The 13,876-nt window shown below is 45.2% G+C and carries 14 protein-coding genes; 10 read left to right on the top strand and 4 right to left on the bottom strand.

From position 1 onward, the window contains the following. Window positions 1-98: 98 nt before the first annotated feature. The 3 genes from typA to vapB form a co-directional block, all read right to left on the bottom strand. Entirely contained in the window at window positions 99-1,910 is a 1,812-nt protein-coding gene (gene typA, locus AC07M6_RS15790) for a translational GTPase TypA (protein ID WP_494891020.1), read from the bottom strand. Window positions 1,911-2,004: 94 nt separating this feature from the next. Then, entirely contained in the window at window positions 2,005-2,169 is a 165-nt protein-coding gene (locus tag AC07M6_RS15785; RefSeq protein WP_494891247.1) for a type II toxin-antitoxin system VapC family toxin, read from the bottom strand. 10 nt (window positions 2,170-2,179) lie between these two features. Continuing rightward, window positions 2,180-2,407, bottom strand: coding sequence for a type II toxin-antitoxin system VapB family antitoxin (vapB, locus tag AC07M6_RS15780; protein ID WP_494891018.1), 228 nt, complete (start codon window positions 2,405-2,407; stop codon window positions 2,180-2,182). A gap of 151 nt (window positions 2,408-2,558) precedes the next feature. Here vapB and AC07M6_RS15775 point away from each other — a divergent pair, with 151 nt between their 5' ends. Both AC07M6_RS15775 and AC07M6_RS15770 read left to right on the top strand, forming a co-directional pair. Further along, window positions 2,559-3,062: a hypothetical protein gene (locus tag AC07M6_RS15775; protein ID WP_494891016.1), complete on the top strand. Its 504-nt coding sequence runs from the start codon at window positions 2,559-2,561 to the stop codon at window positions 3,060-3,062. Between the two features lie 208 nt (window positions 3,063-3,270). Continuing rightward, window positions 3,271-3,774 carry a hypothetical protein gene (locus AC07M6_RS15770; RefSeq protein ID WP_494891014.1) on the top strand — a complete coding sequence of 168 codons (504 nt, stop codon included), beginning with the start codon at window positions 3,271-3,273 and terminating at the stop codon, window positions 3,772-3,774. Window positions 3,775-3,776: 2 nt separating this feature from the next. Here AC07M6_RS15770 and AC07M6_RS15765 read toward each other — a convergent pair whose 3' ends face one another. After that, window positions 3,777-4,595, bottom strand: a complete 819-nt coding sequence (locus tag AC07M6_RS15765) for an alpha/beta hydrolase (RefSeq protein ID WP_494891012.1) — start codon at window positions 4,593-4,595, stop codon at window positions 3,777-3,779. A 309-nt stretch (window positions 4,596-4,904) separates the two neighbouring features. Between AC07M6_RS15765 and AC07M6_RS15760 the strand changes: the two genes are divergently transcribed. The 8 genes from AC07M6_RS15760 to AC07M6_RS15725 all read left to right on the top strand — a co-directional run bounded on the left by AC07M6_RS15760 (window position 4,905) and on the right by AC07M6_RS15725 (window position 13,809). Next, window positions 4,905-5,612, top strand: a complete 708-nt coding sequence (locus AC07M6_RS15760; RefSeq protein WP_494891010.1) for an alpha/beta fold hydrolase — start codon at window positions 4,905-4,907, stop codon at window positions 5,610-5,612. 56 nt (window positions 5,613-5,668) lie between these two features. Continuing rightward, window positions 5,669-6,220, top strand: coding sequence for an ATP-grasp domain-containing protein (locus AC07M6_RS15755; protein WP_494891008.1), 552 nt, complete (start codon window positions 5,669-5,671; stop codon window positions 6,218-6,220). Beyond that, a complete protein-coding gene (locus tag AC07M6_RS15750) occupies window positions 6,192-6,722 on the top strand; it encodes an ATP-grasp domain-containing protein (protein WP_494891006.1) in 531 nt (176 codons plus the stop codon). Before AC07M6_RS15755 ends, AC07M6_RS15750 begins: the two co-directional genes overlap by 29 nt. A gap of 117 nt (window positions 6,723-6,839) precedes the next feature. Continuing rightward, entirely contained in the window at window positions 6,840-7,937 is a 1,098-nt protein-coding gene (locus AC07M6_RS15745; protein WP_494891004.1) for a carboxylate-amine ligase, read from the top strand. 53 nt (window positions 7,938-7,990) lie between these two features. Beyond that, window positions 7,991-8,866 carry a type 1 glutamine amidotransferase gene (locus tag AC07M6_RS15740; protein WP_494891002.1) on the top strand — a complete coding sequence of 292 codons (876 nt, stop codon included), beginning with the start codon at window positions 7,991-7,993 and terminating at the stop codon, window positions 8,864-8,866. Window positions 8,867-8,967: 101 nt separating this feature from the next. Next, window positions 8,968-10,164 (top strand): hypothetical protein, encoded by a 1,197-nt coding sequence (locus tag AC07M6_RS15735; protein ID WP_494891000.1) that lies wholly within the window; start codon window positions 8,968-8,970, stop codon window positions 10,162-10,164. Between the two features lie 60 nt (window positions 10,165-10,224). Then, window positions 10,225-10,386, top strand: coding sequence for a FeoB-associated Cys-rich membrane protein (locus tag AC07M6_RS15730; RefSeq protein WP_494890998.1), 162 nt, complete (start codon window positions 10,225-10,227; stop codon window positions 10,384-10,386). A 51-nt stretch (window positions 10,387-10,437) separates the two neighbouring features. Continuing rightward, window positions 10,438-13,809 (top strand): trifunctional glycoside hydrolase family 18/polysaccharide deacetylase/glycosyltransferase family 2 protein, encoded by a 3,372-nt coding sequence (locus AC07M6_RS15725; RefSeq protein ID WP_494890996.1) that lies wholly within the window; start codon window positions 10,438-10,440, stop codon window positions 13,807-13,809. Window positions 13,810-13,876 lie beyond the last annotated feature (67 nt).

The following is a 13,876-nucleotide window of genomic DNA, read 5'->3' as shown; positions in this document are numbered from 1 at the left end:
AAGTTTCAGTGTAAAGTTTCTGTTAAAAAGCAAAGCCCCCGTTTGTACTCGGGGGCTTTGTAATATGATGCGACCAGTTACCCTGATCTGGTTATTTTTTATTGATTCACAAATTTCTTAGCGTTAATCTTACGCTCGTTCTCGTTCAGGAAGATCTTACGCAGACGGATGCTTTGCGGGGTTACCTCAATGTACTCATCAGCCTGGATATACTCCATCGATTCTTCTAACGAGAATTTGATAGCCGGTGCAATCCTAACGTTGGTATCGCTACCTGAAGCACGCATATTGGTTAATTGCTTGCCTTTGGTTAAGTTGATCACCAAATCGTTATCGCGGATGTGCTCGCCCAATACCTGTCCTTCGTAAACATCAACTCCCGGATCGATGTGGAACCTGCCACGATCTTGCAGTTTATCAATAGCAAAAGCAGTGGTTTTACCTGTATCCATAGATACCAGTACACCATTTAAACGGCCAGGGATAACACCTTTCCATGGTTCGTAAGCTTTAAAGCGGTGGGCCATAATAGCCTCGCCACCGGTAGCCGTCAATACGTTGTTACGCAGGCCGATAATACCACGTGCGGGGATATCAAATTCTAAGTGCTGTAAATCGCCTTTTGGCTCCATTACTAACAGATCGCCTTTACGTTGGGTAACCAGTTCAATTACCTTACCGGCAACTTCACCCGGCACATCAACGATCAATGTTTCCACCGGCTCGCATTTAACGCCGTCAATTTCTTTAACAATAACCTGTGGCTGGCCTACCTGTAATTCGTACCCTTCGCGACGCATGGTCTCGATCAGTACCGATAAATGGAGGATACCACGGCCGTATACTAAATATGAGTCAGGCGATTCGGTTTCAACAACCTTCAGCGCCAGGTTTTTCTCCATCTCTTTGTACAAACGATCGCGTAAGTGGCGCGAGGTTACAAACTTGCCTTCTTTACCAAAAAACGGTGAAGTATTAATGGTGAACAGCATGTTCATGGTAGGCTCGTCAATATGGATAACTTCCAGTTGTTCCGGTTTTTCAAAATCGGCAATGGTATCGCCAATATCAAAACCATCAATACCTACAACCGCGCAAATATCACCGGCGCTTACCGATGTAGCTTTCACTTTACCCAAGCCTTCAAAAGTATACAATTCTTTTATACGTGATTTTTGGATGGTGCCATCGCGTTTTACTAAAGATACCGGTTGGTTCTCTTTAATAGTACCACGAGCCACACGGCCAATAGCGATACGGCCTACGAAAGACGAATAATCTAACGAAGTGATCTGCATTTGCAGGGTACCATCATTAATAGGTGCAGGCGGAATGTTTTCCAGGATGCAATCCATTAAAGGGAAAATATCTTCCGTTGGTTTTTTCCAATCGGTGCTCATCCAGCCTTGTTTAGACGAACCGTAGATCACCGGGAAATCCAGTTGGTCTTCAGTTGCTTCAAGGTTGAAGAATAATTCAAAAATCTGTTCGTAAACTTCTTCGGGGCGGCAGTTCTCTTTATCTACCTTGTTTACAACCACAATTGGTTTTAGGCCTAAAGCCAAAGCCTTTTGGGTTACAAAACGGGTTTGCGGCATGGCGCCTTCAAAGGCATCGCATAGCAGCAATACGCCGTCGGCCATTTTCAATACACGTTCCACCTCGCCGCCAAAGTCGGCGTGACCAGGGGTATCAATAATATTGATCTTAACATCTTTGTACATTACCGAAACGTTTTTAGATACGATGGTAATACCACGCTCACGTTCCAGGTCATTGTTATCCAGTATCAGCTCACCAGTTTCCTGGCCTTCGCGGAAAATTGCACAGCTGTGCAGGATTTTGTCAACCAAAGTAGTTTTGCCGTGGTCAACGTGTGCGATAATCGCAATATTTCTGATTTTTTGCATTGAAATGCGCCTCTTAAATTTTGCGCAAAGGTAGGGTTAATATATGGGATTTAAAAGGATTAACAGAAAGGTAATGTGGAGAATGACAAATTAATTACCAGATTAGGTTAACAGGATATTGCGGAAAATGCCGGTCAGCAGAAATAATTGTTAAATTTTCTGAGATGGCCTGAGCGATCATAAGTCTATCGAAGGGATCATTATGATGTTGAGGGAGAGTTAAAAGTGAATTGAGATGTTGTGTTTCGATGGGAAGGATCCGAATGCTATTACATGTATTTTTTCATTTCCTCCAGTGGTTCATCAAAGTCATCTGAAATATAGGTTATTAATCCTTTCAAACTACCATACCCCCTGCCATTATTTGGCTGCGGTTCGGCTACAACATGTGCAGGTTGAGCGTCCGCAACAATTTTATAACGGATAAAATCCTCCACCTCCTTTTGCTTATCAGCAGGTAGTTTTTCTATCAACTCGATTAACTCTGCAGTACTCATGATAATGCTAATTTACAAAAAACCTGCCTGATTTACAAATTAGTCCATCTATGTATACAAATCACCTTTACCCTAATACAAAATGAAGAGAACCTGTTACAATGTTGAAATAATTGAATAGATGCAGATAAATATTTTATATTTTGGTGGAATGAAAAATATCCTTAACCTTATCGCGCTGTTCCTGTTAACCTCGGTGATTACCAAAGCCCAAAGCAGCTGGGTTGATTACAAAGTTGATAACCACGTTTCTCTAAAATTCCCGTCAAAACCGGCAGAGATACAGCCCGGTACTGTTGGAGCAGTTACTGCAGATAGTGTTGCCTGCAGAATTACCTTAATAGATGTGCATAAAGTGGCTAATCTTGATTCCGCTACCCTGGCAGCAATGAAGGAAAACCCGGTATTTATTGACCAATTACGGGCCGGGATGCAAAGAACAGCCAAGGGTGCTGAACTGCAGCCGTTTAAACTGGGCACATGGAAGGGCTTAACCAGCTATACCTCATCGGGTACGGGTACCGCCAATACGCAGTATAAACTCTTCATGGTAGTATACGGAACTACTATATATAGCCTATCAGCAAAAACACCCGCGAAAGTTGATAGTAAAACAGCCGATAGTTTTTTTGATTCGATGACCTTTAGTAAATAGCTTCCTGCTGGGAAGTACCCCCTGTGCCCTTGTTGGTATTGTCACCAACAACAGTGGTGGATATCTTAAAGCGGGCCTTATTGATGTTGGTGACAACACCAACATCGGCGCGGGATTAACAGAAAGGTAATGTGGAGAATGACAAATTAATAAGAAGTTTCTTTTGCAGATGTTTCCTCTTATTAGGAAATTATCTATCTTTCAGCTCATGAAAAAACTATTTACCTTAATCACATTTGTATTATTAACAACTTTTATTGCCCAGGCACAAGACGGTTGGATCACTTACAAAGCAGACAACCATATTTCAATTAAATTTCCCAAACAGCCCGCAGAGCTGATTCCGGGGACTATGGGTGCTGTAGGGGTTGACAGCGTTGGCTACGGAATTACGGTAATAGATTTAAATAAAATGGCTAATGTAGATTCTGCCACTGTAGCCACGATAAAGGAAAGCCCCGAATTTGCTGATCAATTACGAATGGGCATAGAGCAAGGTGCCGGCAATTTGCAATTACAACCATTTAAAATGGGCACCTGGCAAGGTTTAACCAGTTATACGTCTTCAGGCATTGATGCCGATCATAAGCAATTTAAAATGTTGATGGTAATATACGGCACTAAAATTTATAATTTTTTTACTATAGTTCCGCAAAAAGCTAAAGCAGAGGCCGGGGAGGCTTTTCTTAATTCAGCAACATTTACCAAATAACCCTACTTCCCAAACGCCTTACATAAAAACTTTGGCATAGCCTTAGCCCAGGTAGCTACGTTATGCTCGCCGCCTACCATCTCTAAATAGGTAATATCCTGGCGGGTATAGCCTTTGGCCTGCAATTCTTTAATCAGATCGATAGTGTCGTCAATAGCATCGATAATACCGTTGCGGTTACGGTCGGCGGTTTCATCCTTGGTGCCGGTTTGGAACCAGAATTTCAGTTCGGGTTTGCCATCTGTATCGCGGATAATGCGGTGCATAATGCGGTCATCTTCGGTATAGCCTTTGCCCAGGTCCTTACTGCGCCACCATAACGAGCCGGAGAATACACCTGCCACATCAAACACATCCGGATGGTTCCACGCAATATCCAGCGCGGAAAGTCCCCCCAACGAAAATCCGGCGAAAGCCACCGTATCAAATTCTTCGGTTTCCAGTTGTTTTTTTACTTCGGGCAATAACTCTTCCAGGATAAACTGGGTATAAGCCTCTGCTTTTGCCCCCCGCTTTTTAAAATCCGGAAAACCGGCGGTACCATACTCCTGTATGCGCTCCTCGCCACAATTAATAGCTACTACGGCAGTTGGTTTTAAGCGGCCGGTGTTATATAATTCCTGCAGGGTATCGTTCAGTTTCAGGTTTTCAGCTTCCTGTCCGTCGTTTAATAACAGCAGATTTAACGGTTCGGTGCCGGTCAGTTCATCCGGCATCAATAGCGTACAGGTAACCTCACGGCTCAGGTGTTCGGATGTTAGGGTGATCGGGGTTTCAGTAACGGTCATCTCTATATCGGGCCAGCACAAATACATGGTCATATTATTTAAAGCTGCAAAAGTACGCTTATAGGCCTAAACATAAAATTAAACATGGTAATATTACTTATACGAAACAATTGGAACGAGACACGAATTATCTGCAGGTCTGATACAATTAAGCGAATTTCACGAATTAATTACCATGCTTATAAAAATTCGTGTCATTCGTCCAATTCGAAAGCATTCGTGTTTGTTTCATAAATATTCGTGTCAACTCAAAAAACATTCGTGCAATAATGGAGTATTATCTTCAAACCATTGTCTTTTTAAAACAAAGCAGTTATATTACCATCATAAAATAATATTATTTTGACAGAACAATATCACCGCTGGTATTCGCACAACCTGGGTACCGACCTGGAAATGCTGGTTTTTGGCGACAGAGGTTACCCGCTGATCCTGTTCCCTACAACCAAAGGCCGCTATTTTCAAAACAAGGACGAGGGCCTGATTGAAAGCGCGCGCTGGTTTATTGAGCAGGGACTGGTAAAGATTTACTGTCCGGATAGTATAGACCACCTCACCTGGTACAACAAAGAAGTACACCCCGCCGCCCGCGCCTATAATCACATGTGGTACGATAGGATGCTGAACGAAGAACTGGCGCCCTGGGCTATGCACGAAACCGGGGTAAATAAAGTGGCCGTTGCCGGTTGCAGCTTTGGCGGCTATCATGCGGCCAACTTTGCCTTTAAGCATCCCGATAAGGTGAGCAACCTGTTTACCATGGGCGGCGCTTTTGATATTAAGCAGTTTACCGACGGCTTTTATAACGACGACATTTTTTACAATAACCCGGTTGATTTTATGCCAGGCGATAATAACCCCGACCTGTGGAAAATGAATATCATACTGGGTACATCCGAACATGATATGTGTAAAGACTATAATATCACCATGTCAAACATTTTGAACGCTAAGCATATTAATCATTGGCTGGATGTACGCCCGTTTGCTAACCACGACTGGCCCATCTGGCGCGAGATGTTCCCGCATTATTTGTCGATGATAAAGTAAGAAGCAAGAATATAGATACAAGAATCAGGAATTAACAGGATAACATAAACTACCATATGAAAAAAATAGGCATCCTTTTCGGACAGGAAAATTCGTTCCCGCAGGCATTTGTCGATCGCGTGAACCAGAAAACAGGAGGCAAGGACATTAGCGCCGAGTTTGTCCGCATAGATAAGGTAATGCAGGCCCAATCGCTGGGCTACTCCGTCATTATCGACCGGATCTCGCAGGATGTGCCTTTTTACCGCGCGGCGTTAAAAAATGCCGCCATGTGCGGTACCGCAGTTATCAATAACCCGTTTTGGTGGAGCGCCGACGAGAAGTTCTTTAACAACGCCCTGGCCGTTAAGATTGGCGTACCGGTACCAAAAACGGTTATCCTGCCATCAAAGGATTTGCCGGATGATACCACCGAAAAATCATTCCGCAACCTGGCTTACCCGCTGGATTGGGAAGGCATTTTCACTTACGTGGGATTCCCGGCTTATATGAAACCTTTTGACGGCGGCGGCTGGAAAGAAGTTTACCAGATCAACAGTCTGGATGACCTTTGGGACAAATACAACCAAACAATACGTAATGATGCTGCAGGAGGAAATTATTTTTGACGATTACTTCCGCTGCTATTGCATTGGCGGCAAACACGTGCGCATTATGCAGTACGAGCCACGCAACCCACATAACCTGCGTTACGAGCATGGCAAAGCCCCGGCATCAAAAAAACTGCTGGATACCGTTAAAGATTACGTGCTGAAACTAAACCAATATTTAGGTTACGATTTTAACACGGTAGAATTTGCCGTGCGCAACGGCATACCTTACGCTATCGACTTTTGCAACCCCGCCCCCGATGCCGAAGTGACCAGTGTAGGCCAGGAAAACTTTGACTGGGTGGTGGAAACATCGGCCGATTACGCCATCGAACGCGCCAAAAAACAAAAAGACAACCAGGACAATTTAACCTGGGGCGAGTATGTAAAAACATCGGCCGCGGGCAAGCCATTGATAGCTACAGCTAAAGCGGTTAAAGGAGATGCAAGCGTTGGCGAATTACCGGCTAAAAAAACACCGGCTAAAGCTGCGGCGAAGAAGCCGGCTGTTAAGAAATAAGAGCCTCACCCCCTCCCTCTCCTCTGGAGAGGGAGGCAAAGATGAAAGAACAATTCCTCCTCTAAGTCCCTCTCCTCTGGAGAGGGACTTAGGGTGAGGCTAATAACCTAACCAATTATGAACGAGTTTACCTTAGGTGTTGAAGAAGAATTTATGGTGGTTGATCCCGTTACGCGGGAGCTAACATCGCACGAGCAAAAAATTGTGGACGGCGCGCAAAAGATCCACGAAGACCAGGTAAAGGCCGAAATGCACCAGGCCGTGGTAGAAGTGGGTACCCACATTTGCCGCAACACCGAGGAAGCGCACAAGGAAGTAGCCAAGCTACGCCTCACCGTTGCCCAACTGGCCGGTGATCTGGGTCTGCGCATCGGCGCGGCGGGTACGCACCCGTTCTCGCACTGGCAGCACCAGTTGATTACCGATCATCCGCGCTATTTTGATATTGTGGATGAGTTGCAGGAAGCCGCGCGCAGTAACCTCATCTTCGGCCTGCATGTGCATGTAGGTATCCAATCGCGCGATATGGCTATCCATATTGCCAACCAGGTACGGTACTTTTTGCCGCATGTGTATGCGCTTTCAACCAACTCGCCGTTTTGGGAGGGGCGCAATACCGGCTATAAATCGTTCCGCACCAAGGTGTTTGATAAATTCCCACGCACGGGTATCCCCGATTATTTTGCCAGTATTGAAGATTACGATAACTACGTGAAGCTGCTGGTGAAAACCAACTGTATTGATAACGCCAAAAAAATCTGGTGGGATATCAGGGTGCACCCGTTCTTTGAAACCATCGAGTTCCGCATTTGCGATTGCCCGATGCTGGTGGATGAGACCATGGCCTTTACCGCCCTGTTCCAGGCTCTTTGCGCCAAACTATATAAGCTGCGTATGCAGAACATGACCTTTATTACGTATAACCGCGCCCTGATTAACGAAAACAAATGGCGGGCCGCACGTTACGGTATCGATGGGAAAATGATCGACTTCGGTAAGGAAATGGAAGTGAATACCCGCGCGCTGATTATGGAACTGCTGGATTTTGTTGATGACGTGGTAGATGACCTGGGCAGCCGCCACCATTTAAATTATGTTTTAAAAATACTGGAACATGGCACCGGCGCCGACAGGCAGTTAGCGGTTTACAACCAAAATAATAACTTTGCAGATGTGGTAGACTTTATCACATCGCAAACATTGAAGGGATTATAGACCCCCCTCCCAACCCTCCCCAAAAGAGAGGGCTTAAGAAATAAGGAATAGAAGTGGATTTAAAAGAGATTAAAACAAATAAAGAAGTCTCCCCTCTCGGGGGAAATTTAGAGGGGGTAACTATTAAGGTAGCCATTATCGATCTGTACGCCGGTATTGCCAACCAGGGCATGCGCGGTTTCCAGGAGATTTTGGATAAATACCGTACTAAACACAGCCTGAACCTGCAATACCAGGTTTTTGATACCCGTGGCAATAACGAAATACCGGGTACCGGATTTGACATTTACATTTGCAGCGGCGGCCCCGGCGATCCGCTGAGCAGCGAGACAGAGCCATGGGATATCGGCTTTATGGCTTTGATGGACGAACTGGAAGCCCACAATCAATCAGACGCGCCGCAGAAAAAACATGTGTTGTTTGTATGCCACTCGTTCCAGATGATGTGCCGCAGGTATCAGTTGGGGTTGATCAACAAGCGCCGGTCGCCATCTTTTGGGATCTTGCCGGTGCATTTAACCCCGGCCGGCAAAAACGAGCCTGTGCTGGATAACCTGTCCGATCTATTCTACACCGTCGATTCCCGCAGTTGGCAGGTGATCCATCCTGATGAAAAGCGTTTTACCGAACTGGGCATGCAGTTACTGGCTATCGAAAAGGAACGCCCTTACGTCGATCTGCCCCGCGCCATGATGGCTATCCGCTTTAACGAGTATTTTATCGGCACACAATTTCATCCCGAAGCCGATGCGCAGGGCATGAAGATGCACCTGATGAACGATGACCGTAAGCACGAAGTGATCAGCGAACACGGAAGGGACAAATACAACGATATGCTGGAACGCCTGGACGATCCGGACAAGATCATGCATACGCAAAACACACTGATCCCGAATTTTTTGGATGAAGCGGTTTTGAGTTTTGTTTAGTCACTATGTCATGCCGAACTTGTTTCGGCAACTCATCATACAGGTCACTTATTGTGTGGGATCCCGAAACAAGTTCGGGATGACTTAAATAATCAAGAAAAATGGATCCATCAGCACGCAAAGCATTCAACGCTAAATTCACCGGTGAAAAATATCGTCAGTTCCTGACTGATATTAATGCCGGCCTGCGTGAACCTATCCCTTTCAGGATGGCCGAAACGCCTATTTTTATTTCGGATGATTTTTATGCTAAGCTGCTAAGCGCCGGGGACGATATTATTGACACCATTATGCAACCCGGTTTTAAAGAGATCACCGAAAGGGCCATCCCTAACAAATGGTGGGTAGCTAATGAGAACGATCACCCCCATGTAATAGCGCTGGATTTTGGCGTTTGTCGCGATGAAAATGGCCAGCTCACCCCAAAACTGATAGAATTGCAGGGCTTTCCCTCGTTATTCGGTTTCCAGGCTTATGCCGATGAGCATTATCACCAGGCATTTAATATTCCCAAAAAGTGGACCGGCTATTTAGGTAAATTGAATAAAACCAGCTACCTGAAACTGCTGCGCAAAACCATTATTGGCCCTCATCAGCCTGATGAAGTGGTACTGATGGATGTGAACGCGCCTCAGCAAAAAACTGCGGTCGATTTTTATATTACACAGGATATGCTGGGTATACCCGTGGTATCCCTGCACCAACTGATCCAGAAAGGCGACGAACTTTATTACCAGGCCGATGGTGAACTAAAAAGGATCAGGCGCATTTATAACCGGCTGATATTTGACGAGATAGACGGCGACCCTGAGCTATTTACTAAAGTAGTTGATATCCGCCAGCCGCTGGATGTGGAATGGGTAACCCACCCCAACTGGTTTTATCGCATCAGTAAATTTACCATGCCGTTTTTAACGGGCGATTATGTCCCTAAAACACAATTCCTGAATGAGGTAGAGGCTATCCCCGCAGATCTGGAAAATTACGTTCTGAAGCCCCTGTTCTCGTTTGCCGGACAAGGCGTAATTATAGACGTAGCCCACAAAGACATTAAAGCAATTAAGGACCCCGAAAACTGGATCCTGCAGGAAAAAGTAAATTACGAACCGGCTATACAAGCTCCGGATGGCGGTGTAAAGGCCGAGATCAGGGTTTTATACCTGTGGCCCGACGGCGACGAAAAGCCCACTTTGGCCATTACACTGGGCCGTTTAAGTCGTGGTAAAATGATCGGTGTACGCTACAATAAGGATTTTGACTGGGTTGGCGGCACGGTAGCCTTCATCAAAAAATCATAATTTAATACTATTATTGCCATATTATCGTATATCATATATACTTTATATTAAATTTGCACCATGATACAAGGCATCATCATTGCGGTATTGTTTGCGCTGGCGCTACTTTATATTGGCAGAATGTTTTATAACCAGCTGTTTGTAAAAAAGGGATGTGGCAGTAATTGTAAGTGCGGTGTTGATTTTTCAAATGTCGAACAAGGCAAGCCTGCACATAAATAATTCAGCCCCTGTATTTATAACACTCTATTGAATAGCTAATTACATTCTTTAATGGCTGACAAACAGGTTTTTCAAGCTGATACCCCAGGTAGGTGGAACCGTTTTAAGTGGCTTAGCCGCGCGCTGATCCTCATCCTTCTTTTTGGCATCGTAGCTGTAATTATAACTATTAACTCAACCAGCTACCCTACCCTGCCTTACCTTAACCAGGCGCCAAAAAAACTCTCAAAGTCCGATCTTGATTATATTAAAAAGACCAGGAAGTTTGACGCTTTTAAAATGGATACCGAGGAGTTGGCCAAACTGCGCCACAACCTGCGCCTGCACCGCCTTAAACATCCTAACAATAAAGACCGTATTAATGCCGGCTTTTACCGCCCCTGGGAGCCGCAGGCCTATACATCGCTGGTTGACCATATTGCCAAGCTGGACATGATTGTAAGCGAGGGCTTTGTAATTACACCAAAAAAAGACACCATAACAGTTAAGCTGGATACGGGGCTGATCAATCTAAACAGGCGTTATAACAAACCTTTACTGATATCTTTTAATAACTATATCAACGTTGATAATCAAAACGGTTACATGGATTCAAAAGATGTAAACCGCATTATTAAAAGCAAAAAGTTACGTACCGTTTTAATCAATGATATTGCAGCCAAGCTAACCAAATATAACCTTCAGGGTATTAATATTGAATTGGAGGACGTGGCCAACCGCCGGAGTAAAGATTATGTTGCCTTTGTAAAGGAATTGTATGAAACCCTGCATCCGCAAAAGTTCCTGGTTACCCATAATGTGATGCCCGGGGACGATTCGTACGATCTGAAAACACTGGCAAAATATAATGATTTCCTGTTTATTTTCGCGGTAGACCAGCATAACGACGGCAGCGATGCGGGCGATATCTCGCACCAGCATTGGGTAGAGGAAATATTGGATAAGGTATGTACAGAAATACCCAGCAGCAAGGTTATCCTAACCATAGCCGGTGGCGGTTTTGACTGGCCCGAAAATAGCCAGGGCACTGCTGTAGGCTACCAGCAGGCCATCAGTACCGCGCACGAGAATAAAAAGAAAGTGATATTCGATCCCGAATCGGCTAACCTCCATTATTCGTACACCGCGCTGGATAGCAGTAAACACACCGTATATTTTACCGATGCCGCGGCTAACTTTAATATTATCCGCATGGCCGATGATTGGGCCACAGGAGGTGTAGCGCTGTGGCGGATCGGCTTTGAAGACCCCCGCTTATGGACCTTCTTCCAAAAAAACCTTTCCATTGACTCGCTGCGCAAAACCGGGATCGACCAGACCAGCTTAACCAAAGTAGGCTTAAATGACCATATAGATTATGCCGGCGATGGCGAGGTGCTGGACCTGATCACTACGCCCGATACCGGCGTGATCAGGTTAACAATGGACCCTAAAACCTTCACTATTACCCACCAGGAATATAAAAAACTGCCCACTAAATATGTGATCAGGAAATATGGTTATAAAGAAGGCAAAATAGTACTCACTTTTGACGATGGGCCCGATCCGGCTTATACCCCGCGCATCCTGGATATCCTGAAAAAGGAAAAAGTCCCGGCATCTTTCTTTATCGTAGGGTCGATGGCCGAAAAAAATATCCCCCTGCTGAAACGGATCTATGATGAAGGCTATGAAATAGGTAACCACACTTATTTTCACCCCGATATATCAACTATTGGTATTGAGCGCGTAAAGCTGGAACTCAATGCTACCCGTAAACTCATAGAATCGGTTACGGGCCGCAGCACTATCCTGTTCAGGCCGCCTTTTAATGCCGATGCCGAGCCGCAAACCCTGGCCGAGGTGATACCCGTTGCTGAAAGCCGTAAACAAAACTATATTAATATTGGCGAAAGTATTGACCCCTGGGACTGGCAGCCGGGCGTAACCGCTGATAGCATTGTAGCCCGTACCATTCGTTACCATACTTTGGGTTCGGTGATATTACTGCACGATGCCGGCGGCGATACCCGCGAAGAAACCGTGAAGGCGCTGCCCCGCATTATCCATTATTTTAAAAGTCATGGTTACCAGTTTACCACCATAGCCGATATTTTGGATAAAACCCGTGACGACCTGATGCCGGTAGTTAAGGATGAAGGCGCTGGTAGCATTACCGGTAAAATGTACGATATATTTATTACCGGTTATTTTTATAGCAATTATGTATTGCAGTTTATCTTTTTTACCGCCATTTTCCTGGCAGTAGGCCGTATTATCTTAATAGCTATACTGGCCATCAGGCAGTATATTGATAATAAAAATGAAGAAAAGCACATGCCCGATGCTTCGACACTGGCGCCTGTGAGCATTATTGTACCGGGTTATAACGAAGAAGTAACCGTTCTGCATACCATACAAAGCTTATTGTTAATCGACTATCCTGTTTTCGAGATCATATTTATAGACGACGGATCAAAGGATAATACCTATCAAATTGTGCAGGAAGCCTATGGCGATCATCCGCTGGTACAGATCTTAACCAAACCCAATGGCGGCAAAGCATCGGCGCTTAACTTTGGTATCACCCATTCTAAATACGATTATGTTATTTGTATTGATGCCGATACCCAGCTAAAAAATGATGCCGTATATCACCTGATGCGGTATTTTACCGATGATGAGATTGGCGCTGTGGCCGGTACCGTTAAAGTAGGTAACGCCCATAACCTGATCACCAACTGGCAGGCCATTGAATATATTACCGCCCAAAATATGGACCGCCGTGCCTTCGATCTGCTCAACAGCATTACCGTTGTGCCGGGCGCCATCGGCGCGTTCCGGAAATCGGCCATTTTTAAGGCGGGCGGCTTCACTACCGATACCCTGGCCGAGGATTGCGACCTGACCATGCGGATCCTGAAACTGGGCTACATTGTGCGCAATTGCGACGATGCCATCGCCTATACCGAAGCGCCGGAAGTATTAAGCGCGCTGATGAAGCAACGCTTCCGCTGGAGTTTTGGGGTGATACAAAGTTTTTGGAAAAACAAAGACGCGCTGTTTAACAAAAAGTACAAGTTCTTCGGTATGGTGGGTATGCCCAATATCCTGCTGTTCCAGATCATATTACCGCTCTTCTCGCCCCTGGCCGACCTGATGATGATAGTAGGCTTGTTTAGCGATAATCCGCTTAAAATAGTGTATTATTATGTGGCATTTATTGTAATTGACCTGCTGGTATCCCTGCTGGCTTTCTGGATGGAAAAGGAAGATTACAAAAAACTGGTTTATATTATTCCGCAGCGCTTTGTATGGCGCCAGTTGATGTACTGGGTACTGTTTAAATCCATTCGCCGTGCCCTCAAAGGCGAATTGAGCGGCTGGGGCGTATTAAAACGTACGGGGACGGTAACGATGAAAAAGGCGGAGACGGGGAAGTAGCAGACAAAATATTTAACTCATCCTTTTATGACTTTTGGAATTTTCCTCAAAGTACTTACATCAATTT

Source organism: Mucilaginibacter sp. GW821-FHT07H05 (genome assembly GCF_059418485.1).
The sequence above is the reverse complement of the archived record's forward strand: the minus strand, read 5'-3'. Positions and strand labels throughout refer to the sequence as shown.